Below are 24,838 nucleotides of genomic sequence, written 5' to 3' on the forward strand. Positions count from 1 at the left end.
CTAAGGGAACCACGCTCTTAGAGTATGGGAGCGGACAGGTCCAGAAAAACGAACCGGCCCCTTCGCCCGCTGTTCTATCCTGCGAGAAGGAGACGCATCATGGCCAACGACCAGTTCGACACCCCCGTATTCGATGGGGAAGACAACAAGCATCACAGCGCCCGCGCCCTTGCAGAGGCCGCCCTGCGCGCCGAGGAGGAAGGCGAACAGGAAAAAGCGGAGCAGCTTTTCCGTCAGGCAGAAGCCGCTGATCCGTCAGCGCTTGAGAGCGTCCTGCTTGAACGACGCAGCGAGCATCCCGGCTTCAGCCCGCAGCCAGCCTCGAAAGACGAGGAAGTTGCGGCCATGAGCCGTACTATCGAACCCGAGCGTCATGCCCCGCCCCCGGAGGCCATGGACGAAAACTACTGATCACGTAACGCAGGTCAGAACGGGACAGGGCCGGTCGGGTATCATCCTGACCGGCCCTGACCGCATAAAATGCGCCATTGGTGGGCCCTGTCATGACAGGGCCCTACCTTGACAGGGCCTCTGGGCGACCCTGGAAATGGTTCAGGTGATGGCGTGGATCCAGCCATGCGCATCATTGGTCTTGCCAGCCTGGATGTCGGTCAAGGCTTTCTTGATCGCCAGCGAGACCTCACCCGGCGTCTTGCCGTCGCCAAAGACAGCCTCGCCACCCGTGCGACGCAGGGCGCCGATCGGGCTGATGACGGCAGCCGTTCCGCAGGCAAAGGCCTCCTTGTAGCGGCCAGAAGCGGCACCGGCGAAAATCTCGTCGATCTCGAGCGGGGTCTGCTCGATTTTCAGACCGCGATCCTTCGCAAGCTGCAGGATGGCATCGCGCGTAATGCCTGGCAGGATGGTGCCCGTCAGTGGAGGCGTGACCAGCGTGTTGTCATCACGCAGGAACATGACATTCATGCCCCCCATCTCCTCGACAAAACGCTGCTCGCGGCTATCGAGGAACAGCACCTGATCGCAGCCATGCGTTTTGGAATCGCGCTGGGCCACAAGGCTTGCTGCGTAATTGCCACCACACTTGGCAGCCCCCGTGCCACCCGGTGCGGCACGCGTGTAGTCTTCCGACACCCACACGGACACGCAGCCGGAACCGAAATAGGCGCCCACAGGACAGGCAATGACGATGAACAGATATTCGGATGCAGGCTTGACGCCAAGGAACACTTCCGTCGCGATCATGAAAGGCCGCAGATAGAGGCTCTTGCCCTCGCCGGTCGGCACCCAGTCCTGATCGATCTTCACGAGCTCATCGACGGCCTGCATGAAAATTTCCTGCGGCAGATCGGCCATGGCCATACGCTCTGCCGAAGCCCGGAAGCGCCTGGCATTCTCCTCGGGACGGAACGTCGCAATACCCCCCCCTTCGGTGCGGTAGGCCTTCATGCCCTCGAAAATTTCCTGCGCATAATGCAGAACCGAAGCCGCCGGATCGAGGGTGAGCGGCTTGCGCGCGGTGATGCGCGCATCGTGCCAGCCGCGGCCCTCGGTGTATTTCACAATGGCCATATGGTCGGTGAAGACACGTCCGAAAGCGGGATTGGCAATAAGATCCGCACGGTGATCCGCAGGAGTCGGATTGCTGGTGGGCTCGATGGTGAAATGCAGGGCTGCGCTCTCGGAAACCATGGTCTGATCCATTTTCGTGTCAACAGTCAGCGCACTCTATCCCGTTCGCTGCATCTTGACACCCTTTGATAGGGAGAGAGAAGAACAGCCCCTCGCCTGACGCTTTCGTGAGCCTTTCCTGCCACCCGGCAAGGTGCAGGGCCATGCTGGCGGAAATTCACTAAACCGATCAGGCAAACGGACCATAGACAGGCCTGTGACAGAGGCTGATGAGCAGAAGGGCGTATCATGAGCGCATCGACCCCCATCCGGACCCTCACCCCCCAGGCCGTGAAAGCGCAAAAAGGTGGCGCGCCCCTTGTGTGCCTTACCGCCTATACGACACCGGTAGCACGCCTTGCCGATGCGGCCTGCGATATCGTTCTGGTGGGCGACAGCGTCGGTATGGTCCTGCATGGCCTGCCCTCCACGCTGGGTGTCACCATGGAGATGATGATCCTGCACGGGCAGGCCGTCATGCGCGGCATCACACGTGCCCTGTGCGTGGTGGACATGCCCTTCGGCTCCTATGAGGAAAGCCCGGCCCAGGCCTTTCGCAACGCGTCGCGCCTGCTGGCCCAGACCGGCGCGAGCGCGGTCAAGCTCGAAGGCGGCGTGCATATGAAGGAGACGATTGCCTTTCTGGTGGCGCGCGGCATTCCGGTCATGGGCCATGTAGGACTTACCCCGCAGGCCGTACATGCTCTGGGCGGCTACAAGGTTCAGGGCCGCGATGAGGATGCACAGCGCGTGATGGACGATGCCAAGGCTGTGCAGGAGGCGGGCGCTTTTGCCGTCGTGCTCGAAAAACTGCCCCGCATGCTCGGTGAATCCATCACGCAGGCTCTGACGATCCCGACGATCGGTATTGGCGCCGGGCCTGAATGTGACGGCCAGATCCTCGTCATCGACGACATGCTCGGGCTTTTTGCCGATTTCAAACCGAAATTCGTCAAGCGTTATGCCCATCTTGCCGAGCAGGCCGAACAGGCTCTTGCCGCCTATGCGCAGGACGTTCGAGCACGCGCCTTTCCGGGGCCCGAGCACAGCTTTGGAGAGCGCTCATGATCATTCGCGATATCGCGACACTGCGCCAGACCATCCGGCGCTGGAAAGAAGCTGAAGAAACGACAGGGCTCGTTCCCACGATGGGCGCCTTGCACGAAGGCCATCTAAGCCTCGTCAAACAGGCGCGCGAGCAGGCCGCCCGGGTCATCGTCTCGATTTTCGTCAACCCGACGCAATTCAACAACCCGACGGATCTCGCGACCTATCCCCGTACGGAAGAGGCCGATATCGCCCTTCTGGGCGATGCGGATGCGATTTTCATCCCCTCGGTCGACACCATGTATCCGGCGGGGTTCAACAGCCGTGTGCAGGTCATGACCATGACGGAAACGCTGGAGGGCGCCCACAGGCCGGGCCATTTCGATGGCATGGCGACCGTGGTGACCAAGCTCTTCGGCATTACGCAGGCGGATATCGCTTTTTTTGGTGAAAAGGACTGGCAGCAGCTTCAGATCATCCGCCGCTTCGTTCAGGATCTGAATATACCGATCGACATTGTGGCGTGCCCGACCCTGCGTGAAGCCGATGGTTTGGCAATGTCCTCGCGCAACCGTCGGCTCTCCCCGCAAGCGCGTGCCATCGCACCCGAACTGCATGCCACGTTGCAGGAAACTGCCGCGCAACTGCGAGCAGGCACCCCTGTCACCGAGGCACTGGCTCAGGCCAGAGCGAGGCTTGCCCGGTCCGGTTTTCAGCCGGTTGATTATCTCGCCTGCTGCGAGGCCGAGAGCCTGACTTCCATCAATGATGTATTCGCAACAAAATATGACCGGGGATCGCTCCGATTACTGGTAGCCGCCGCTCTCGATTCTGTGCGCCTTATTGACAATATCGTTATTTAGTTCTGCGGCGGGGCCGTGCCATGATACCCGCATATTGAGGCGCGACCCGAATGTCGGGCCTCCGGTGCCCTCCTGCCGGAAGGCACCGATGCACAAGAAGGTATGCAAGCATGTCGCTTCCGCTACAGGACAAGGTCGCCGCCGTTACGGGTGGTGCTTCCGGCATCGGTCTGGAATGCGTTCGTCATCTCATCAAGGCTGGCGCTATCGTCTATGTCCTCGACCGCGACAAGGCGGCCATGGAAAAGGCCCGCGAAGAGCTCGGTGAAAAGCTGCACGGCGTCGAGGTCGACCTCTTCCGTCATGCCAGCATCCAGCAGGCTGTCGATACCGTACTGGCCGAGCAGGGCCGTCTGGACATCATGTTCGCCAATGCTGGCTCCTATGTCGGTGGCAACGCCTGGGAAGGCGACCCGGATGTGTGGGACCGTATGCTGAACCTCAACATCAATGCGGCATTCCACTCGGCGCGCGTTGCCATGGTGCCCATGATCAAGCAGGGCAGCGGCGATATCATCATCACCAGCTCGGTGGCAGGCGTGGTGCCGATCGTGGCTGAGCCGATCTATACCGGCTCCAAATATGCCGTGCAGGCTTTCACCCATACCTGCCGTCGCCAGCTGGCACCGCATGGCGTTCGCGTCGGCGCGATCCAGCCCGGCCCGGTTGTCACGCCGCTGATCAATGACTGGGATCCCGAGCGCCGCAAGGCTGCTCTCGAAGGCGGCGGCATGATGCAGCCTTCCGACGTGGCCGAAGCACTGATCTTCATGCTGACGCGCCGCAAGGGCACGGTCGTTCGTGACCTGGTCCTGCTGCCGAACGGCTTTGACGTCTGATTTAGAGATCAAGGGCGTCCGGGCTCGCCAAGCCCGAGCGCCTGCGAGACTCTATTGGACAAGAGCATGACCCCGCCCATGAGGCGGGGTTTTGTTTTACAGATAACCCCGCTAGTGCGGCACGCATGGCCCCACAGGACAATCGCTCACCCTGTGCTCGCCTGATCTCTCTGTGGCATTGATCTCTGTCGCACCAATCAGCCCTGTCGATTGCGGCTTCTGCCCCCGAGCGACGCGCCCTTCCCCTCCGAAGGAGCCTTCAGGCATTTCCCCATAACCGCAAGACCGCTTTCTGCACTGCGTTCCCGCGACGTAATATCCGCCATGATTGTCGGACGACGGCCTCATGCTCCCGGTCCGGTCTGACCTTGATAGCAGCCCCTGCGCAGTCATTCGGACAGATTGTGCCAGCTTCCCCCGCGCCATGAACCTTTGCGCTGACGCCTGCACCTCATAGCCACGCAAAGTTTCAGGGCACCCCATATTGCGATTGACTATTACTTGCGCGGTCGCTAGCGAGTAATGAGATCAAGCATTTGTGACTGACACGACCCCATTCCCAGCGTGCCAGCCCCTGTCGGCCATGCGCCACTCCCACAAACGGGCAGGATATGAACCTAGACCGTTTTCTTTGGCCATTACGTCCCACCCGCGCCACGCTGCTGGTTCTGCATCGTTATCTAGGGCTTGCCCTCGCGCCTCTCCTTGTTGTGCTGGGGCTTACTGGGAGCGTAAGCGTGTTTCGTGTCGAACTGGACGGCTTGCTCAACCCAGATCTGTTCACCACCCGGCACCTCGACAATCATCTGCCCCCATCCAGCCTGATCAAGGCAATCGAGACGCGACATCCCGGCCAGTCCCTCATCCTGCTCGATTACCGTCCTGCCCGCTTCGAGACGATCCACGCCTATCTCTCACCGCGCGAAGACGCTCCGGGCAAACCTGTCTGGGACGAAATCTTTATCGATCCTTCCGACGGTCATGAACTGGGTGGGCGTCTCAGCGAAGGATGTTGCCTTGGGCGCCGCGCTCTTTTGCCCTTCATCTACAGGCTGCATTATTCATTGGCTATCGGCCAGACCGGCCTATGGATCGTGGGCCTTGCAGCCTTGATCTGGAGCCTCGATTGCCTCAACGGGCTGCTTCTCACCCTGCCACCCGCCATTGCACCCTGGCGACGGCGCTTCTGGCACGGCTGGCGAAAATCCTGGATGATCGCAGCGCCACGCAACGCCCTGCGACTGCTTTTCGACCTGCATCGCGCTGCGGGATTATGGTTATGGCTACTATTCCTTGGCATGGCGATCAGTGGGGTGGCGCTGGCTCTCGGCCCTCAGATCTTTCAACCCGTGGTCCGCACGATCTTTCCTCTCGCCCCACCCCAACCCGAAATACCCCTGCCCGGCGGTCCTCGGATACTCACTATCGAACAGGCTGAAAGCCGCGCTCATGACTGGGTGACGACGCATGGATGGCAGGCCAGGCCGGCAGCCCTGATGCTGACACATGCCCCTGATACCGTGATGTTCTACCTCTTCAGCGAGACGGATCGCTTTCCCGCCGGGTTCGGCAGTCCGCTTGTCACGGTAGACCTGCAAAGCGGTGCAACAAAACTGGCCTCGATGCCCCCCCATGGCCGGCTTGGTGACATGATCCTGCAAATACAGGATCCTTTTCATAGCGGACGGATCGCAGGTCTGCCGGGACGTATCCTCGTCTGTCTGAGTGGCATCGTGACGGCCATTCTGGCCATGACGGGCGTTCTCATCTGGTCCGGCAAACGACGCGCCCGAGCCCAATCTGCGGCGCAGGATGTTCGTCAGAAACGTGTCCTCAGGTAACCGCCCTTCGCTCAGGAAACCTGTTTGATGTGCGATGCAGGCGCATCATCCACATCACGCTTCGTCGGCATCATAGGTTTCATCTGACAATATTTCTATCGAGAGCACCCCGGGATTCAGGCTTTCCTGTTCACCCAGTGACAGAAGGGCGTTCCCCGAAGTCCAGCGTACCGCCGCAGAGGGCATTTCGCACCATCCTGCCTGATCCAGGCTATCGAGATGATGAGTGATCCGGGTCGTCCGGTTGGAATCGAAAAAGGTGATCGTGCCAACAAGGACACCGCGCGACGGCCCGGTTTCACTTTCTTTAGCCCAGGCAGGCTGACAGAGTCGGGATACCAGCCGTACGGCCGCAACCTGAGCCGGCACCATGAACACCCATACTCTACCGTTCCTTCGGGCAACTCTGATGCGTCGTCCTCTTTCATCTACCAGATGAAGACCAGGATCATCGGAACAAGTCAGGACCAGGCTCCCTGAACAGATTGAAGCCACGCGACACAGTGCATACGGAACGGCTTTCAGTATCCGGTACACACATCCTGACGATCATGCGGGTGCTCAACCGCTCGTTCGTGAAGATGTAACACAAAGCGAACTCTCTACTCGTTAAAATCCGTATGGGCCATACCCCGGCGGCAAGCTTTGAACGACAAATAGAGGCGAAAGGTCTGTCCGTAAGCCGGTCATGAATGAATGATGCCTGCGCTGTGATGAATGAAGACGGAATAATCTGATGATCGCCGGTCTGACGTGTCATCAGGCCTGAAACCGGGGTTCTCTGGATTGACCATGGAGAAAGCCCGACAGGAAGCGTGATCGATCCAGCACAGAGATACGTTCACAAACGATTGAGCGCCCCGTTTTTCAAGGAACAACGGAGGGGGGTTCGGAATTTCATCACGGACCCGTGAAAACAGAACGACGGTCGTTCGACATCAAGGAGCCAGACCATGCCAGAGCAGATCCCTCCCCAATCTCAATCCCATCAGCCCGGTATAGAGCGCGACATGCGCCCCCTCGCCATCCATATCCGCGAGGGTTATCGTGGCAGTGGCAAGCTTTCGGGCAAGACAGCGCTGATCAGCGGGGCTGACAGCGGCATCGGCCGTGCTGCCGCGCTGCATTTCGCCCGCGAAGGGGCCAATGTCGTCATCCTTTACCTTGAGGAACATGAAGACGCGCAGGAGACCGTCAGCCTGATCGAGAAAGAAGGGACCAAGGCGCTTGCCATCGCCGGTGACATACGCTCCAGCGCCTTCTGCAATGACGCTGTGAAACAGACGATCGAGCAATTCGGCAAACTGGATATTCTCGTGAACAATGCTGGCTGGCAGGTGGTCAACCAGGACAGTGCCACCATCACTGATGATGAATGGCAGCGTCATATGGACACCAACATCAACGGCTATTTCTATCTGACGCGCGCGGCCCTTGCCCATCTGGGCGAAGGCAGCGCCATCATCAATACCTCGTCCATCAATGCCTATCGCGGTAGTGCAGGATTGCTGGCCTATTCCACGACGAAGGCCGCTGAGATGGGTTTCACCCGCGCCCTGGCACTCGAACTCGTTTCCAAGGGCATAAGGGTCAATGCGGTCGCGCCAGGACCGGTCTGGACACCACTGCAGCCGGCAAGCTGGGGACCTGTCGACCCGCAGGAAGTCTCCGGGCTGGCCAACTCCGTGCCGATGGACCGATGCGGCGACCCGGCTGAGCTTGGGCCAGCCTATGTCTATCTGGCCAGTGCTGACTCATCCTTCGTGACAGGCCAGACGCTGCATGTGAATGGCGGGACGATCATCAACGGCTGATTTTTCTCCCGAGGGCACGGTGCCTTGGTCGCGCCATGCCCTCACACACGCGGGCTTGATTGGTCGATAACCCTTCCCGTGTTGTGCTGGCGTTTTATATCAATTAATCCAGATATATGGAAACGTCAGAAGCCCTCGCAGCTTTCGCTGCGCTGTCGCAGGCCACGCGCCTTAAGATCATACGTCTGCTCGTGCGTCACGAGCCGGACGGCCTGCGTGTCGGCGAAATTGCGACCCAGCTTGAGCAACCGCAAAACACGATATCAACCCATCTGGCCATTTTGCAGCGTGCGGAGCTCCTCACATCAGAGCGACAAAGCCGTGCGGTCATCTACCGGGCAGCCGTGGGGCAGCTTGCAGAGCTGATGTCGTTTCTGCTGTCGGAATGCTGCACGGGCCACCCTGATCTCGCTTCTCCAGTATTATCCGGGCTGCATCTCTGCACGATGGGCGCGAAGCCAAAAGGCTAAACCCCTCCCCCGATTGCCACCGCACAGGATCTCTTCCCATGCCGGATGCACCGCTCTACGATCCCCGTCATCTCCATCCTGTCGACCAGGACAGGCTTGAGCCTCGTAGCGGCACCACGCACCGGCCGCGCATCCTGCTGCTTTACGGTTCGCTGCGCCAGCGCTCGTTCAGCCGTTTACTTGTGATCGAGGCCTCTCGTATCCTGGAAGCGCTCGGGGCGGAAACGCGGATTTTCGATCCGGCAGAGCTCCCCATGGTCGATTCCGTGACGGATGACCATCCCAAGGTACAGGAATTGCGCCGCCTTTCCCTGTGGTCGGAAGGTCAGGTCTGGTGCAGCCCCGAACGCCACGGCACATTGACGGCTGTTTTCAAGAACCAGATTGACTGGCTCCCGCTCGAAGCCGGTTCCATACGCCCGACACAGGGACGAACACTCGCTGTCATGCAGGTTTGCGGCGGTTCGCAGAGCTTCAACACAGTCAATGCCCTACGCATTCTGGGCCGCTGGATGCGTATGATCACCATACCCAATCAATCCAGCGTTCCCATGGCCTATAAACAGTTCGACGAGAATGACCGGATGATCCCCTCGTCATTCCATGACCGGCTGGTTGATGTCATGGATGAACTCGTCAAGTTCACCCTGCTGACCCGCGACCGTGCCGATTATCTCGTTGACCGCTATAGTGAACGCAAGGCCGCCTTCGAACTACCGCGCAGCCTGTAATGGGCTTCACTCCATCCGGCGGGGCGACCCGTCACAGCCTTGGCTCTTCTCCCAGGCAGCAAGCAACCCTTCGTGACTCTGCCCGATGACGGAGGCCAGATCACGGTCGTACAGACTGTCTTCAACGTCGGAAGAGAAGATTTCGACCGTGCAGGCACCGCGATAGCCGGCGTCATAGGTTGCCTGCATCAGCGCCCCAATCGGAATGGCCCCCTGACCGGGAATGAGACGGTCCATACCGGAACGGGGCGTGCGCCAGTCACTGGCCTGCACAACCAGGATTGCCGTGCCTGCCCGTCTGATTGCTCCGGCACAATCGGGCTGTTGCCAGATGTTCCAGTAATCCAGGCAGAGCCCACATGAGGGATGCCCAACGGCCTCTATAACGTCCAACGCCTGATCAATGGTCCAGATGGCCGTCTCGACATTGATCGAGACGGGGTTGAGTGGCTCGATGGCGAGTTTGACTCCCAGATCGGCCGCGAGCGGAGCGAGGGTGCGCAGATGTTTTTGCGTCTCGTCCAGGCAGCGTTGCATATCGCCTTTGGGTGGTGCGCCGGTATTCATGACAAATGACGCACCCTCGGCATAGGGTGCGAGGCGCTTCAGACTCTCCGCAAAGGCCGCCACACGCGCCTGTGTCGCCTGCGGCTCAGGTGCCATCTGACTGCCGAAAAACGTGCGTATCGCCGGTTGCACAGCACTGATGGCAAGCCCGGCTGCCTTCGCCATTTCCATTTGTCGGGGGGCGTTATCCGCATCGAGCTTGGCTTCGCAGATCTCGATCGCTTGAACGCCAAGGCGCGCATAAGTCTCGACATCCTGTTCGAATGACCACGGCTGGGTGGTGAATTGATTCATGCCGAAGGCGAAAGGGAAAGGGCTCATCGGTCGAGAAACTCCAGCACGGCCTGATTGAATTTCTCTGTTTCATCAATGAAGAGCATATGAGAGCTGTTCTCGAAATGGAGCACGTCACAATTCGGCATGTTCTCCGCCACCCAGGCAGGGCCTTCGGGCACGAGTACGGCATCCTTGCGGGCGACCATCATCAGCGCAGGCAGATCGATATGGGGCAAAAGGTCGCGCCAGTCATGCACTGTGTGGTCCGCCATCATTGCGGCGCGCGCATGAGCAGGGCTTTTGGCCATTTCAGCCAGGAGCATGGTGCGCTCGTCATGCGACAAGCTGGTGGCCAGACAATCCGCAAGATTTTGCTGGTCAAACGCCTCTGGCGTCAGGGTCAGTTTCTGGATCGTTTCAGCCAGTCCGGCCTGATCGTAACAGGCGGCATGACCGTATTTCCATTCAGCGGAGAAATACTGACGCGGCGTTTGCTGCACAAAAATGGCGTTACGAAGATGCGCCTTGCCGAATAGCTCGAGATACGACCAGATGATCGGGCAGCCTATGGACCAGCCCAGAACCGTTACATCATCAAGCTCAAGCTGCGCGATCAGGTCGCGCAGATCCGCTGCGAGGCGGGGGATACGGTAGGAGTGGTCCGGCTTGCCAGACTCGCCATGCCCGCGCAGGTCGAGTGTGATGACACGGGCTTTTTCAGCCAGTGCCGGAATATTGCGATGAAAGAACCGACCCGAAAATGTCCAGCCATGAATCATGATCAGCGGGCGCCCGCTGCCCTGTTCCTCATAATGAAGGGTCGTTCCGTCACTGGCAGTAATTTTGGGCAAAGGCCGTTTCTCCGGATGAGGCGGCATACAGAATACCGCCATTGCTTCGAACTCACATGGCTGGGCAAGCGTCTGGAGACGGGATCAGGTTTCATGAAACGATCGTCACGCAACAGCACGAAAACCTGCACGTTCCCACGCGTTCTGATGGATCGCTCATCGAAGGAAAAACGTCATGGCCCGTGGAAAGGGGCGCATTCCTCCCCGGCCAGACAAGGCAGATCTGCCTGAGAAAATATGCCCCATGTGCCACCGTCCTTTCTCTTGGCGCAAGAAATGGGCTCGTGACTGGGATCAGGTGCGTTATTGTTCGGAACGCTGCCGTCGCAATGACGGCAACGGGTCACCTGACATACGCCCTGAGTGATGCCATTCCTGGACGTCAGTGCAACCGACTCGCTGTTTCTCGTCGACAGGGGTGTCAGATCCTAGGGCTGGATACCCAAACATCCAGAAAGCCAGGTTCATCCATCCGAAGGCATCGACTTGTGACGGGTAGTGCCAATGCGAGAGGTATGCGGGTGAAAACAGGATCCGAACGCATATCGTGCGCGGCGGCCTCATCTTCCAGCGCTGTCCGGGGGGATTACTGCTCCCCTTTGCCCCGCAGTGTGGCCGAGCCAACCTGTATGGGACCTTTGTGCCGTGTCGGCGCTGACTGGTCTTTTGACACAAAAAAACCCGCCCTCTTGCGAGAGCGGGTTTTTCCGAAACATCCCGCATAAGCGGATCGATCCCTGCGGGGCCGAAGCCCCGAAGTATCAGCGCTTCGAGAACTGGAACGAACGACGAGCCTTGGCGCGACCGTACTTCTTACGCTCGACGACGCGGCTGTCGCGGGTCAGGAAGCCTGCAACCTTCAGAATGCCACGCAGAGCGGGGTCATAATGGGTCAGGGCGCGCGAGATGCCGTGACGCACTGCACCAGCCTGGCCGGACAGACCGCCGCCCTTGACCGTGCAATACACGTCGAACTGGTTGTAGCGATCCGTCAGCAGGAAGGGCTGCGTGATCAGCATGCGCAGAACCGGACGGGCGAAATACGTCGTGACCGGACGGCCATTGACGATGATGTCACCCTTGCCCGGCTTGACCCATACGCGTGCCGTGGCGTCCTTACGACGACCCGTTGCATAGGAACGGCCCTGTGCATCGCGCTTGACTTCGTGAACCGGAGCAGCCTGCGTGGCAGGAGCGATACCGGCGAGGTCCTGAAGCGTACCTGTGCGCTCTTGAGTTTCAGACATATCTCTCAGGCCTCGATCACATTGAGGGTGTTCTTGCGGTTCATGGACGCAACATCCAGCTTGACCGGCTGCTGGCCTTCATGCGGGTGCTTGTCACCGGCATAGACATACAGATGCTTCATCTGGGCGCGCTGCAGCGGGCCGCGCGTGATCATACGCTCGACTGCCTTCTCGATCACGCTGCCGGGGTTCTTGCCCTCGAGACGCTGCGTGATGGTGCGCTCCTTGATGCCACCGGGATGACCCGTGTGGTAGTGGAACAGCTTCTGGCCCACCTTGTTGCCGGTCAGGACGATCTTCTCGGCGTTGATCACGACGATGTTGTCGCCGCAATCGACATGCGGGGTGTACTGGGGCTTGTGCTTGCCGCGCAGGCGGGTCGCGATGATGGTGGCGAGGCGGCCAAGAACGAGCCCTTCGGCGTCGATCAGGGTCCAGCCTTTCGTCACCTCTGCAGGCTTCAACGAAAGTGTGGTCTTCATGATTCTGACTGATCCAGCAACATGTGTTGGTATTGGGGGCGCCTTATGAGGCGCGCCCACTCGCAGGTCAAGCTTTTTCGACTCTGGCTACCACACCGAAAATGGCCGTTTTCCGCCATTTTTCGCATAACGGTATCATGATACCGCATGAAAAATGCCTGAGATTGTCCCTGTTGCAAAGCCGGACTAACATGCAGCCAGTCGATTGAGGCCGTTTCAAGAGGATGATCTGACGTGAAAAGACCCTTGCTTGCCGCAGGCCTGTGCCTTGTTGTCATCGGTCTGGGTGCTATCGGGGTACGCCACGAATCCAAGGCTGAGTTGCAACGCGCCCTTGCCAGCCTGCGTGCCAACCTGCCGCCCGACTCACGTTTCGAATATGATCAGGCCTATCCGCGCTTTCTCGCACGCGGTGCCGGTTTCGAGAATGCCCGCTTCATCCGCGGTGATATTGTCCTCGCGGCAAGACATCTCACCATCAACAACCCCACCGGTTATCTTGCAACGGGGCTTAGCTTTTCACAGATCCATGCTGATCATGTGACGGTTCAGGGGCCTGTGAGCGGTACCATTGGCGAAGTGACGCTCAAGAAGCTCCTGCTACCGCCCTTCAGCCGCGAGAAACGCGATATCGTCACCCTGCCGCCGGCCTCGCAGATTCATTTTCGTCATGGTCAGATCCATGACATCGCCCTGACCGCATCGAGCGGTTGCACGCTCACGATGGGCTACGCCTCTCTCGATAATTACGGACATGATGATGGCAATGCCGGAAGCCTTCATGAAGGTCATGTGCTTTGCGCAAAAGACAGCCTGGTGGCTGGCCTGTTGTCCCGTAGCACTCACCAGGCAACCGCACCTGTCAGCCTCGATATTACCGACATGCATGAGAGCGGCATACGCTACGCCCGTTATGTCGGTTGGGCGGAGCAATTCAGGGGTGGCACCCTGCCGGCTCACGTCGCGCTTTTGTCCGATGCGCTGGAAACCCCTGCAAGAACCGAAACCAAGGGTCTGTCCTTCTCATTCCTCAACCTGCAACTGACATCGGAGACCAGCGACATGCGCCGCGGGAGAGAAGGCGAGACGATCGAAACACGGGGAGAGACGCGTAATTCCTCTCTCAAGATCAGCCCTGCGTCTCCCCTCTCCCTTGTCCTGCCCCCGGTCATCCACATCAACACGGTCAACCAGACCATGTCCTTCAACACGACCACGCGTGCGGGAATGATCGATCTGACGGCCACCACCCCGAAATCCTTCACGGTCAATGCCCGGCTCGCCATGAACAATCTCGAGAATTACGATGCGGAGCATCTGCCCGCCCTGGTCTCGACCGATCTGACCTACACGGATGAGGGGGGCAATCTCGATGCGCTCCTGACGCGCATCGCCGCCCAGCGCAACATGACCCTTGAGGATCTCAAACCGACGCTCCTCATGTCACTGGCCTTCGTCGTACAGAAGGTCCCGGGGCTGAGTGCGGTCCCCGAATTCGTGCAGTCCCCTACAGGGAAAAGCCTGACGCTCTCCTTCCGACCGCCAGTACCCCTCGATAATTCCAGCATGATCAGAATGATCAAGCCGCTATCGCAGGATCCTGCCATGGCACGGGCCTGGTCATCACCGCCCGTCCTTTCCACGACGCTGCACTGAACATGGCATCACCCATCCATCTGATCGGGGCCAGTGGTCGCTCCGGCTCCGCCATCGCCCGGGCGCTTGCCGCGCAGGGCGACACGGTGATTGCCGTCGTACGGTCCCCGGAAAAACTCGAAAGCGCCCAACGCCGTACGGCGCGCATGGCCGATCTGAACGACGCCTCCGCCCTTGCCAAGGCTCTTGACGGGGCTGTGCGGATCGTCTCGACTGCCCATGCCCGCTTCATTCCTGCCATTCTTGCCGCCGCACCGGCCACTGCCAGCCTGATTGCCCTTGGCAGCACACGAAAATTTACGCGCTGGCCGGACGCGCATGGCAATGGGGTACTGGCTGGGGAATCTGCCCTGCTGGCCTCAGGGCGCAAAGGCATGATCCTGCATCCGACCATGATCTATGGTGCGCAGGGTGAGGACAATGTGCAGCGCCTGGCCAGCCTGCTGAAGCGCCTGCCCGTTATTCCGTTGCCCAATGGCGGGCGCTCTCTGGTGCAGCCTATCTATCAGGATGACGTGACACGCGCGGTTCTTGCCGCGCTGGAACTGGCCGAAACCGGCAGGCTGGCCGGCCCTGAATCGCTCGTCATTGCCGGCCCCAAGGCCGTCACCTACCGACAATTCATCGAGGCGATCCTCAAGGCGGCCGGTCTGGGGCGTCGGCTCTTTCTGCCCCTGCCCGGCCCCTTGCTCGAGGCCCTTGCCCCCCTCGCGGCGAAGCTGCCCGGCTTTCCCACTATAGGGCGCGCCGAGATACGACGCCTGCTCGAGGACAAGGCTTTTCCCGTCCAGCCCATGCAGGACCGGCTGGGAATGACGCCAGTTCCGCTCGAGGTCGGGCTGTCCCGTCTCTTCTCCCCGGCCTCCGAACAGGCCCCCCTCTCCTCTGGAATGCGCCCATGACCCGCTCAATGCCCCAACCCCGCGCCCTGAAAAGCCTGTCCCGCCTAGGCTGCCTGATGCTGGCGATGGTGTCATGCACCACACTGGCGGGCTGCACCGACCCGACAGGGCCGGTTTTCGGTGACTGGTACGGATTCAACCCCCTCCCCACGCCGCAGGGCAATATCTCGATCGAGCTGGTTCTGGATGGCGCCCCAACCGCGACATCGGGCCGCTATCGTCTGCATCGCCAGTCATTCTGGGCAGAAGACATGATGTTCAACCGGGCTGATACGCTTGATGGCACATGGACGCTCAGGGAATATACGGTGGACGGCAAGATCTGGCGCAATGTCTTCCTCAAGGGGCCAGAGCTGCACATCTCACACTACGTGCTGTTGCCCAATGGCTACCTTACCCCTGCGACCGACCAGAACACACCGGATATGGGCGAAGGGGGATGGAAATGCTGCCGTCTGGCACCCCGCGCGCGCAATAGCTTCGGCTATGGGCGCGTCTAGAACCACACCCTAACGACAGGAGTAGCACGCCCATGGCTGACGCCTTCACAATCGGCACCTGGATGACCCGCTCGGGCGTCGGTTTCGGCACGAGCGGTGCACGTGGCCTTGTCTCGGCCATGCGCGATGACGTGTGTTTTGCCTATGTGCTCGGATATCTGCAGCATCTCGGCACACTGGGCGAGTTTATGCCCGGCTGCCATGTTGCTCTGGCGGGCGATCTGCGTCCCAGCACGCCGCGCATCCTTTCCGCATGCGCGGCCGCCATTGAGCATGCAGGCGGTGTGCCGGTCTTTTGCGGCTATGTGCCAACCCCTGCTCTCTGCCTTCATGCCTATACACGCGGCATACCGTCCTTGATGGTGACAGGCAGCCATATTCCCGCTGATCGCAACGGTATAAAATTCAACCGGGCACGAGGGGAATTTCTGAAAGAAGACGAGCCCGGCATGCGGGAGCAAATCGTTGCGCTCCCTGCCGGACTTTTCGACGATCATGGTGCCCTCGTCCAGGGTTTCGCGTTACCGGATCCCATTGATGTTCTGACGCCTTATATCACCCGATATCGCTATTTTTTCGGGGCCGATGCGCTGCGGGGCCTTCGCCTTGGCGTTTATCAGCATTCCGCGGTGGGGAGAGATTGCCTGGTCAGTGTGTGCGAAGCACTTGGCGCCAGGGTGACGCCGCTGGCCCGGTCAGAGACATTCATGCCGGTCGACACCGAAGCGGTTCGCCCCGAGGACGTGGCTCTGGCCAGCACCTGGGCAGCGACAGGGGCTTACGATGCCCTTTTGACGACAGACGGCGATTCCGACCGACCCCTCATTGCGGATCGACAGGGTCAGTGGCTTCGTGGCGATATCCTCGGCATTCTCGCCGCCCGTTATCTCGGGGCACAAGCCGTCGCCACCCCCATCAACAGCAATACCGCCCTTGAAAAAGCCGGGTTTGCTCACGCGATTTACCGCACACGCATTGGCTCACCCTATGTGGTTGCTGCCATGACCCAAGCCGCGCAATCGGGGCTGGCGCCGTCGGTGGGCTATGAGGCCAATGGAGGGTTCCTCCTTGCCACACCGGTCATGCGCCCTACGGCCATAGCTCCCGGCAGTGCGTTTGCCGCTCTGCCAACACGTGATGCGATTCTCCCGATGCTCTGCGCCCTCATGGCTGCGCGCGACCACGGGGATGATCTTGCGGCTCTGGTCGCGACGTTGCCTCAGCGCTACACGTTGAGCGACCGGATCACACCACTGGCAACCGATCGCAGCCTTGAGGCCATCGCGGCCCTGCGCGACTCACTGGCCACCCAACGGCATCTGCCCGCCTTCGCGGCTCTTTGTGGTGACATCGCTCATATCGATGAAACGGATGGCCTACGCCTGACCTTCGTGTCGCAGGATGTCGTGCATTTCCGTCCCTCGGGCAATGCGCCTGAACTACGGCTCTATGCCGAGGCAGCCACCCAGACACAGGCCCATCTTCTTCTCGCAACCGCTCTCACGCTTGCCACCTCTTGGCGCGATTGACCATTAGGGATTAGGGTCGGTGCAACAGACAGCCCGCAAAGCTCTGGAAATCGTGCATCAGAATGTCGCCCGGGCGGGCCCGCCGTAGCTCAGTCTCCGGAGCAATTTAAACTGGATCGAGTCTTGCCTTCTTCATCTCTGACGACCCCTCATCGCATTGTTCCTGTTATCCTCTCCGGTGGCTCGGGGAGTCGCCTCTGGCCGGTGTCCCGCAGCAGCTTCCCCAAACAGTTCTGGCCGCTCCTTACAGACAAGACCCTGCTGCAGGAAACTGCCCTGCGCGGCGTGGCTGCCGGGCTGGAAGCGCCTATTGTGGTGTGCAACGAGTCACATCGCTTCATCATCGCCGAACAGTTGCGGGCGATTGGCATTGATAACGCCAGGATCGTGCTCGAGCCCTCGACGCGAAATTCGGCCCCGGCCATTGCGGCGGCAGCTTTTCTCGTTGCCGAGCACACGCCAGACGCCATTCTCTGGGTCATGGCCGCGGATGCCGCCATCACAGATATGGACGCCCTATTCTCGACACTGGCCATCGCCGCAGAGACCGCAGAAAAGGGCTATGTCACGATATTTGGCGTCGAACCGACCAAACCCGAAACCGGCTATGGCTATATCGAACGCGGTGATGCCCTGGCAGACGTATCGGGCGCCTTCAGTGTCGCGCGTTTCATGGAAAAACCCGATCTGGCAACAGCGACACGGCTCGTTCAGGATCAGCGCTATTCATGGAACTCAGGCATGTTCGTTGCACGTGCCGATATCCTTCTGCGCGAAATCAGCACCTTCGAACCTGATATCTACGCCCATGTCGAAGAGGCTGTCGCAGGCCGTAAATCCGATCTCGACTTCGAACGCCTCGACTCTGAAGCATTCAACCGCTCGCCCGATATCTCCATCGATTACGCGGTCGCTGAACGCACCTCTCATGCCGCCGTCGTGCCGGCACGTTTTGGCTGGTCTGATATCGGCAGCTGGGATGCCCTGTGGGAAATCAGCCCCAAGGACGACGATGGCAATGTGACATCAGGCGATGTGTTCCTGGACGGCACACGCAATTGCTACGTCCGCTCGGATGGGCCGGTGACAACGGTTATGGGGCTGGATGATCTTGTTGTGGTCGTGACAGAAGACGCCGTAATGGTGTCGCATCGGGACCGGGCGCAGGATGTCAAGAAAATGGTCGCCCGTCTGAGCGAGGCAGGCCGTGCCGAAGCCCTGTCGCATAACCGGATGTACCGCCCCTGGGGCTTTTATGAAAGTCTGATCCAGGGCGACCGTTTTCAGGTGAAGCGGATCCATGTCGATCCCGGTCATACCCTCTCCCTGCAAAAGCACTTTCATCGTGCCGAACACTGGGTGGTGGTTGCCGGTACAGCCGTCGTCACACGCGACAGCGATGAGATTATGGTGAGGGAAAACGAGAGCATCTATCTGCCACTTGGATGCACCCATCGTCTCGCCAATCCGGGCCGGATCCCGCTGACACTGATCGAAGTGCAGTCCGGGCCTTATCTGGGTGAGGACGATATCGTTCGTCTTGAGGATGTGTACGCGCGCGCCTGATCCGCAAAACCAGCCTGGCATGCGCCATTGTGTGCCAGGTCATCTGAAAGAGCCGAGATTCAGGTGCGGTGACTGGCTCGCCATTTGGCGTGCTGCCGAATAGTCCAGCAAACTACGTGGAAGCATCGTAGCGCAGGGCGCATACATGAGACACGCGAGCACTCACGGTGCTACTAAAGATCATATTTTGTGGAAAATGCTGGGGCGAATGACGGGACTCGAACCCGCGACCACCGGTACCACAAACCGGCGCTCTACCAACTGAGCTACATCCGCCACACAGCGACGCCCGATTTAGAGAAATGCAGGGCTGTCGTCTAGTCCCTTTATCGAGATTCTTTTCCAGCCTGAGAGGAAACAGGCCATCGACCTGTTCTGGCTAGCGATGCCTCCCGGATATGTTGCTCTGTCCCTCAACGCCCGCAGAGGCACGTTACGCACGAAGCACGCTTGTCGTCCTGCAGGTCGATACCAATCAGGGCAGCATAACTCGCAATCCCGGACACGTATTCCAGACAGCCCCCCTTGCTAAGGGAGACGGCTCTTTCTAGGTTCTGCACATCATTGCCGCGTCGGGCCGGAATACGACGAGACCCTGCTGATCTTTGACTGACGAAAGGAATCGTCCCTTGAACCTCTCGACTTATCGCGCACAGTGGGCTTTCAGCCCGCTGCGCGAGGTGCTGGCTGGCATGGTGGGCACATTTGCGCTCATTCCCGAGGTCATTGCCTTTTCGTATATTGCTGGCGTTTCGCCTGCTGTCTCGCTTTACGCGTCATTTGTCATCAGCGTCGCGATTGCCATTACAGGCGGCCGACCGGGCATGATTTCCGGCGCTGCCGGTTCGGTGGCGCTTGTTGCCGCAGCGCTCGTGCATCATCACGGTATCCAGTATCTGTTTCTGGCCACGCTGATCGCTGGCGCCATGCAGATCGTATTCGGCCTGCTGAAACTGCATGTGCTCATGCGCTTCGTCTCGAAAGAAGTGCAAACCGGCTTCGTCAATGCGCTGGCCATTCTAATTTTCTCGGCGCAGGTGCCGCAGATGCTGCATGTGACATGGCATACTTATGCCCTGATCGCGCTTGGTCTTGCCATTATCTACCTGCTCCCAAAGCTGACAACGGCCATCCCTTCCCCCCTGATCTGTATCGTCGTTCTCACACTCATCACCATCTGGTACCCGATGCCTGTGCATGTGGTGGCTGACCTTGGTGCCCTGCCCACCGGCCTGCCCAGCTTTACCCTGCCGCATGTCCCCCTTACGCTCGAAACATTCGAGATTGTCATGCCCTATGCACTGGCAATGGCCTCGGTGGGTCTGCTCGAATCCCTCATGACTGCGGGTGTGGTGGATGACCACACAGACACCCACGGTGCACCGCGTATGGAATGTACCGGGCTCGGCATTTCCAATATCCTGGTCGGGCTTTTTGGTGGCATCGCAGGTTGTGGCATGATTGGCCAGACGGTCGGCAACCTTCGTTATGGCGGCCGCGGACGCCTCTCCACCTTCACGGCAGGTGCCTTCCTGCTGATCCTGATGGTCCTCCTGCACAGCTATGTTGCGCGCGTTCCCATGGCAGCGCTTGTTGCCATCATGATCATGGTGTCAGCCAGCACCTTCGCATGGGGCTCGCTGCGTGATCTCATGCGCCACCCCAAGCTTTCCAGCCTGGTCATGATCATCACCGTGATTGTCACGGTCACCACGCATGATCTTGCAGCTGGCGTTGCAGTTGGTGTGCTACTGAGCGGCGTTTTCTTTGCCTGGCGGGCCATGGGCATGCTGCGTGTGGAGAGCCGAAAGTCAGCTGAAGCTGATCTGTATCTGGTGCACGGCCAGGTTTTCTTCGCCTCGGCTGACATGCTGTACGATGCGATCGACTTCCAGACAAAAGCGCCAGTGGTCGAGATCAATCTGGCCGATGCGACATTTTGGGATATCACATCGGTCGATATTCTGGAGAAGATCGTCAGCAAGCTGCAGGGCAGATCGATCACCGTTCGCGTCGAGGGACTGCATAGCCGGCGTCATGGCCTGATTGCACAGCAATCAGATGAGCCCCTCCTCTCGATGTGACCCCTGCAAACGCTGCGCCAGAGCCTTGCGCTCTGGCGGCCTGAGCAGATCGGCAAGAGTCTGCCCGTCCAGAACCGCCATGAATGCATCCAGCGCTTCCCCGAGAAGGCCCTGAAGGCGACAGGCGCCAGTGAGCAGACAATTCTGACCCGTCTGGAAACAGGCCACCAGAGCCATGTCCTCCTCGGTGAAGCGAACAAGTTCTCCAAGATTGATTTCGACTGGTGGGCGGCCGAGTACGAGACCGCCACCACGGCCACGCATCGTCTTCACAAAGCCACCCTGCCCAAGACGATGCACAATCTTGACGAGATGGTTTTCTGAAATGCCGTAACGCTGTGCGATCTCATTGATCGACACCCGACGATCCTGGTTGAGGCCGAGATACAGCAATGTCCTCAGAGCATAATCCGTGTGAAGGGTCAGACGCATATGTGAAGATATATCATGTTTACATCTTTCATGCATTAGCCCTAAAAGATGTGCGCATAATACACCTTTTAGGGAATCGAATGATGATTGCACCGCTCAAATCCGGCACACCAGCCATCGTGAAAGCGACGATCCCGGCACTGGAAGCCCACGGCGTGACAATTACCAAAACCATGTATGGCTCCCTGATGCGTGACCCATCCATTGCGGCCATGTTCAATCAGACCGATCAGGCCAATGGCCGTCAGCCCCACGCTCTTGCAGCCGCCGTACTGGCCTATGCACGCCATATCGAACATCCTGAAAAGCTTGAGGCTGCCCTGCGACTCATCATCGAGCGTCATGTCGCCGTGATGGTAAAACCAGAGCAGTACCCGGTGGTTGGCGAGGCGCTGCTTGGCGCTATCAAAACTGTCCTGGGAGATGCAGCAACACCTGAAATCCTGGATGCTTGGGCTGACGCCTATCGCTTTCTGGCCGAGGTGCTCATCGCACGCGAAGCCGAAACCTATGAGGAACGCGCTGCCCTTCCTGGCGGGTGGCGTGACTGGCGCGCATTCCGTGTTGCGTCACGCTTTGAGGAAAACGACAGGATCACATCCTTCTGGCTGGTGCCGGTCGATGGCAAACCGGTTCTTCGTCACGAGCCAGGTCAGTTCCTGACTTTTCGCCTTGAGCGCGATGGGCTCTCAACAAGGCGCAGCTACAGCATTTCCAGCGCTCCGGATTCGGGTGGATACCGCATTTCCGTCAAGCACGACCCAAAGGGCAAGGTCTCGTCCTGGTTTCATGCCTTCGTCAAGGAGGGAGATGTGCTTGATGTGGCACCTCCAGCCGGGGATTTCACCCTTGCCCGAAGCGGATCATCGCCAGTGGTTCTGGTGAGCGCGGGCGTGGGTATCACGCCATTCATGAGCATGATTCTTGCGGCTCTTGACGGTTGCAAGAGCCCGCCGATGAGGCTCATTCATGGTGATCATGATTTTGGTCGTATGCCATTCCGCGCAGCTTTTATCGACGCTGCGTCCAGACCGGAAACATGTCGTATCGACCTGTTCAGCAGTACGGGAGAGGGAAACAGCCTGCCGGTGCCGGGCCATCAGGGGCGTATCTCGGCCCAATGGGTCTTTGATCACATGGAACCAGACGCGCATGTTTTCCTGTGCGGCCCACGGAGCTTTCAGCGAGATCTGATCGGTGGCCTACGCCAGCTCGGTATTCCGAGCGCACACCTGCACCATGAGTTTTTTGGATCGGACGAACCACTCCCTGCCTGAGAAATCATGGCTGTGCTGCGATACGAAATTATCGTAGCACAGCCATATCTTTTCAGTAATTATTCTATAAAGAACGACCAGGTTTATTTTGTAATCATGATAAATATCATGCGTATATGATATAAAAAGACTATTTTCCAAACATAAATAGCAAATTTTATTGTGTATTTTATTCTTAAGTTATAGTTGTGATTCCATTAAATAGCTACACCCTGTTGATATAGTAATTATTTACCATTTATATACACTTTTGCATAATAGAAATATTTTATTACTTTATTTTGCTTAGTATCTCCGATACCTACTCCCCATTGCTTTCGGGGGAAGGATGTGATGGCGGTTATCTTCGAGGGTGACGATCTGGTCGTTCACGAATCTGAGGGTGGCAGTCAATACGCCGTCATAACATTTGGTGCTGCTGACCAATGCCACCGTGCCACAGAAGAGTTTTTCGCTGAAAAGCCACTTCATATTGGCAACATCCGCAGCATAGGCGTCACGACCAAGAAAATGCATTGGTTCAGATCGCCGGAAGCGGAGCGGGTCATCGCGCTGATCAATGCGCGCCTTGACACAATAGAAAACAGGATCGTTTTCGGATATTCCATGGGCGCTCACCCGGCTCTGAGTTGGTCAAAAAAACTCAAAGCGAAAACCGTGTTTTCCATGGCGCCAAAATATTCTTTGGATCCGGCCATTTGCAACGTCGATCAGGGCTATATCGACCGATATTTCTGCGATGAACTACGTGGGATGTCCATTGATGCTGACGATGTTGGGGGTCGCGTATTCATCGTGCACGATCCCGATCACGAACACGACACATATCATGCAGGCCTGATTGCAGAAAAAATCGCAAAACACGATGTCACTCTGATTCCGAGCTTTTACTCAGATCATTTCATCCCGCGGGCATTCACAGGACGGCACAAGTTTTTCCGCTTGATCAATGCGCTTGCTGAGGGCACGAATGCACAGGTTCGCGAGGTTTTCACCAAAGAGCGTCGCACGAGCCTCAACAATGTTGAGGCGCTTTTTCTGCGAAACATCCATCATCGGCCGGATCTGTCATACCGCACCCTTCTGGCTCCGGCGATATTTGCCCACGATAACCTCAAGCCACTTTTGGGCAGGGCATTCGATATAGGTCGCCTTTCCCACCGTCTCTCTGAGCGTGGCCGGTTGGATGCAGCGTCAATCTGCCGCAATCTTCCCCTGAACTATGCGCGCTATGGCAAGGAGATTGAACGGTCAACTCTCATCGAATGGGGAATGAAACGGCCAGTTACAGCGCCATTGGGCTTTCACGGACATCTCTTGTGCTATGATATCCCCAATCGCACATTTATCGGCGCCGATCTTCTTGGAGGCGCTGCACTGCATCGCCCCGTTACGGTAAGGCGCTTTGGTGGGCACCTGTTTCTCGAAATCAGGATCGGAGACGAAACGCTTTATCTCTACGAGAAAGAAGGTTTGATCCTGTCCTCAAATGAGCCGCGTGTCTCCGGCTTTCAACTCGTAAAGAGTGCGCGTAATCCACATCACCTAATCAAATCCCGACTAGGTAACCTCTGCTCCCACCCCAACGGGACCTATGATCTGGACTCGACAAATGCGCTGGAGTGGGAGGAGTTCGCAATTCCTTCCGAGCTATCCACCTGAACGATATCCGCTCCGGTATTCGACTCCAGTAGTGACTGATCGGACTCGTCATCGGACGAGCGGGCCATAAGGCAGGAAGTTTGACCTTCCTGCCACCATCCCCAGAAATTGCGAGGCAATTTCAGGGCTTTGGCCAACCCGTCGCCGGGCGATCGAAATGAGATAGGAGATCCTGATCAGGAATGTTGGTGAGGTCCTTGCTCTCACTCTTGATCAGCTTCTTGCTGGTCGCCTTGGACAGATGCTCGCGTATGTCATGAAGCACATGAGGTGCAGCCGCAAGCACAAGCCCTTCAAGAGCAGGGTTGTCGTTCAGTGCCGTCTCGATTTCATCTGCAATCTGTCTGGCGAAACGCTCCTTGACCTGCACTTTCGGATCCGAACGCGGCTCTTTTATCGAGGCGACATCACCCGCTGCGTCCGTTGCCTTGTCGTGGGCTCCAAAGCGCTGGATCGTACGCATCTGCTGGCCATCATAGCGCAGAAAGCGTGCCTTTTCTCCATCGCAGACTGCATAAAGTACTGGATCCTGAACAGCCATAAAACCTCTCCTGTATTCACGAATAATGAACG

The 24,838-nt window shown here is 58.5% G+C and carries 25 protein-coding genes and 1 tRNA gene; 17 read left to right on the forward strand and 9 right to left on the reverse strand.

What is annotated here, in order from left to right; translation table 11 throughout:
* The first annotated feature begins 99 nt into the window (after nt 1-99).
* On the forward strand, nt 100-411 hold the full coding sequence (locus ED655_RS15685; protein ID WP_062163822.1) for a hypothetical protein: 312 nt from the start codon (nt 100-102) through the stop codon (nt 409-411).
* Nucleotides 412-552: 141 nt separating this feature from the next.
* Here ED655_RS15685 and ED655_RS02780 read toward each other — a convergent pair whose 3' ends face one another.
* The gene (locus tag ED655_RS02780; protein WP_122048973.1) at nt 553-1,650 is read right to left on the reverse strand and encodes a branched-chain amino acid aminotransferase; all 1,098 of its coding nucleotides are present in this window, start codon (nt 1,648-1,650) and stop codon (nt 553-555) included.
* 228 nt (nt 1,651-1,878) lie between these two features.
* Here ED655_RS02780 and panB point away from each other — a divergent pair, with 228 nt between their 5' ends.
* The 4 genes from panB (at nt 1,879) to ED655_RS02800 (ending at nt 6,219) form a co-directional block, all read left to right on the forward strand.
* The gene (gene panB, locus ED655_RS02785; protein ID WP_122048880.1) at nt 1,879-2,697 is read left to right on the forward strand and encodes a 3-methyl-2-oxobutanoate hydroxymethyltransferase; all 819 of its coding nucleotides are present in this window, start codon (nt 1,879-1,881) and stop codon (nt 2,695-2,697) included.
* The gene (gene panC, locus ED655_RS02790; protein WP_122048881.1) at nt 2,694-3,539 is read left to right on the forward strand and encodes a pantoate--beta-alanine ligase; all 846 of its coding nucleotides are present in this window, start codon (nt 2,694-2,696) and stop codon (nt 3,537-3,539) included. The genes panB and panC overlap by 4 nt, the downstream gene beginning before the upstream one ends.
* Before the next feature lie 110 nt (nt 3,540-3,649).
* Complete coding sequence (locus ED655_RS02795; RefSeq protein WP_023977913.1) at nt 3,650-4,378, forward strand: SDR family oxidoreductase; 729 nt, start codon at nt 3,650-3,652, stop codon at nt 4,376-4,378.
* A 611-nt stretch (nt 4,379-4,989) separates the two neighbouring features.
* Nucleotides 4,990-6,219, forward strand: coding sequence for a PepSY-associated TM helix domain-containing protein (locus tag ED655_RS02800; RefSeq protein ID WP_122048882.1), 1,230 nt, complete (start codon nt 4,990-4,992; stop codon nt 6,217-6,219).
* Between the two features lie 54 nt (nt 6,220-6,273).
* On the opposite strand, the gene ED655_RS02805 is transcribed toward ED655_RS02800, so the two are convergent.
* Nucleotides 6,274-6,597, reverse strand: a complete 324-nt coding sequence (locus ED655_RS02805) for a hypothetical protein (RefSeq protein ID WP_162993358.1) — start codon at nt 6,595-6,597, stop codon at nt 6,274-6,276.
* A gap of 575 nt (nt 6,598-7,172) precedes the next feature.
* On the opposite strand from ED655_RS02805, the gene ED655_RS02810 reads away from it, so the two are divergent.
* From ED655_RS02810 to arsH, 3 genes are all read left to right on the forward strand, one after another.
* Nucleotides 7,173-8,033: a glucose 1-dehydrogenase gene (locus tag ED655_RS02810; protein ID WP_122048884.1), complete on the forward strand. Its 861-nt coding sequence runs from the start codon at nt 7,173-7,175 to the stop codon at nt 8,031-8,033.
* Nucleotides 8,034-8,149: 116 nt separating this feature from the next.
* Nucleotides 8,150-8,503: an ArsR/SmtB family transcription factor gene (locus ED655_RS02815; RefSeq protein ID WP_122048885.1), complete on the forward strand. Its 354-nt coding sequence runs from the start codon at nt 8,150-8,152 to the stop codon at nt 8,501-8,503.
* A 38-nt stretch (nt 8,504-8,541) separates the two neighbouring features.
* Nucleotides 8,542-9,234: an arsenical resistance protein ArsH gene (gene arsH, locus ED655_RS02820; protein ID WP_122048886.1), complete on the forward strand. Its 693-nt coding sequence runs from the start codon at nt 8,542-8,544 to the stop codon at nt 9,232-9,234.
* A 6-nt stretch (nt 9,235-9,240) separates the two neighbouring features.
* Here arsH and ED655_RS02825 read toward each other — a convergent pair whose 3' ends face one another.
* Both ED655_RS02825 and ED655_RS02830 read right to left on the reverse strand, forming a co-directional pair.
* Nucleotides 9,241-10,122, reverse strand: a complete 882-nt coding sequence (locus ED655_RS02825) for a sugar phosphate isomerase/epimerase family protein (RefSeq protein ID WP_122048887.1) — start codon at nt 10,120-10,122, stop codon at nt 9,241-9,243.
* A complete protein-coding gene (locus ED655_RS02830; protein WP_122048974.1) occupies nt 10,119-10,928 on the reverse strand; it encodes an alpha/beta fold hydrolase in 810 nt (269 codons plus the stop codon). The genes ED655_RS02825 and ED655_RS02830 overlap by 4 nt, the downstream gene beginning before the upstream one ends.
* A 175-nt stretch (nt 10,929-11,103) precedes the next feature.
* On the opposite strand from ED655_RS02830, the gene ED655_RS02835 reads away from it, so the two are divergent.
* Complete coding sequence (locus ED655_RS02835; protein ID WP_122048888.1) at nt 11,104-11,295, forward strand: DUF2256 domain-containing protein; 192 nt, start codon at nt 11,104-11,106, stop codon at nt 11,293-11,295.
* A gap of 394 nt (nt 11,296-11,689) precedes the next feature.
* On the opposite strand, the gene rpsI is transcribed toward ED655_RS02835, so the two are convergent.
* Nucleotides 11,690-12,175, reverse strand: coding sequence for a 30S ribosomal protein S9 (gene rpsI / locus ED655_RS02840; RefSeq protein ID WP_023977906.1), 486 nt, complete (start codon nt 12,173-12,175; stop codon nt 11,690-11,692).
* Between the two features lie 5 nt (nt 12,176-12,180).
* Complete coding sequence (gene rplM / locus ED655_RS02845; RefSeq protein WP_023977905.1) at nt 12,181-12,657, reverse strand: 50S ribosomal protein L13; 477 nt, start codon at nt 12,655-12,657, stop codon at nt 12,181-12,183.
* Between the two features lie 234 nt (nt 12,658-12,891).
* Here rplM and ED655_RS02850 point away from each other — a divergent pair, with 234 nt between their 5' ends.
* The 5 genes from ED655_RS02850 to ED655_RS02870 all read left to right on the forward strand — a co-directional run bounded on the left by ED655_RS02850 (nt 12,892) and on the right by ED655_RS02870 (nt 18,810).
* Nucleotides 12,892-14,313, forward strand: a complete 1,422-nt coding sequence (locus ED655_RS02850) for a hypothetical protein (protein ID WP_162993359.1) — start codon at nt 12,892-12,894, stop codon at nt 14,311-14,313.
* A 2-nt stretch (nt 14,314-14,315) separates the two neighbouring features.
* Nucleotides 14,316-15,215, forward strand: a complete 900-nt coding sequence (locus ED655_RS02855; protein ID WP_122048890.1) for an SDR family oxidoreductase — start codon at nt 14,316-14,318, stop codon at nt 15,213-15,215.
* Nucleotides 15,212-15,715: a hypothetical protein gene (locus ED655_RS02860; protein ID WP_240993459.1), complete on the forward strand. Its 504-nt coding sequence runs from the start codon at nt 15,212-15,214 to the stop codon at nt 15,713-15,715. Before ED655_RS02855 ends, ED655_RS02860 begins: the two co-directional genes overlap by 4 nt.
* 62 nt (nt 15,716-15,777) lie before the next feature.
* The gene (locus tag ED655_RS02865; protein ID WP_122048976.1) at nt 15,778-17,244 is read left to right on the forward strand and encodes a phosphomannomutase; all 1,467 of its coding nucleotides are present in this window, start codon (nt 15,778-15,780) and stop codon (nt 17,242-17,244) included.
* Nucleotides 17,245-17,367: 123 nt separating this feature from the next.
* Nucleotides 17,368-18,810, forward strand: a complete 1,443-nt coding sequence (locus ED655_RS02870) for a mannose-1-phosphate guanylyltransferase/mannose-6-phosphate isomerase (RefSeq protein WP_240993460.1) — start codon at nt 17,368-17,370, stop codon at nt 18,808-18,810.
* 200 nt (nt 18,811-19,010) lie between these two features.
* Here the strand turns inward: ED655_RS02870 and ED655_RS02875 are convergent.
* Nucleotides 19,011-19,086, reverse strand: a tRNA-His gene (locus ED655_RS02875).
* Nucleotides 19,087-19,439: 353 nt separating this feature from the next.
* Here ED655_RS02875 and ED655_RS02880 point away from each other — a divergent pair.
* On the forward strand, nt 19,440-20,894 hold the full coding sequence (locus ED655_RS02880) for a SulP family inorganic anion transporter (protein ID WP_122048891.1): 1,455 nt from the start codon (nt 19,440-19,442) through the stop codon (nt 20,892-20,894).
* Here the strand turns inward: ED655_RS02880 and ED655_RS02885 are convergent.
* Nucleotides 20,868-21,326, reverse strand: coding sequence for an RrF2 family transcriptional regulator (locus ED655_RS02885; RefSeq protein ID WP_122048892.1), 459 nt, complete (start codon nt 21,324-21,326; stop codon nt 20,868-20,870). The genes ED655_RS02880 and ED655_RS02885 overlap by 27 nt on opposite strands.
* Before the next feature lie 80 nt (nt 21,327-21,406).
* On the opposite strand from ED655_RS02885, the gene ED655_RS02890 reads away from it, so the two are divergent.
* A complete protein-coding gene (locus tag ED655_RS02890; RefSeq protein ID WP_240993461.1) occupies nt 21,407-22,603 on the forward strand; it encodes a globin domain-containing protein in 1,197 nt (398 codons plus the stop codon).
* 333 nt (nt 22,604-22,936) lie between these two features.
* On the forward strand, nt 22,937-24,265 hold the full coding sequence (locus tag ED655_RS02895) for a hypothetical protein (protein ID WP_122048893.1): 1,329 nt from the start codon (nt 22,937-22,939) through the stop codon (nt 24,263-24,265).
* Nucleotides 24,266-24,386: 121 nt separating this feature from the next.
* On the opposite strand, the gene ED655_RS02900 is transcribed toward ED655_RS02895, so the two are convergent.
* Entirely contained in the window at nt 24,387-24,806 is a 420-nt protein-coding gene (locus ED655_RS02900) for a host attachment protein (protein ID WP_023977894.1), read from the reverse strand.
* Nucleotides 24,807-24,838 lie beyond the last annotated feature (32 nt).

The sequence above is a fragment of the Asaia bogorensis genome (assembly GCF_900465345.1).
Lineage (GTDB): Bacteria > Pseudomonadota > Alphaproteobacteria > Acetobacterales > Acetobacteraceae > Asaia > Asaia bogorensis_A.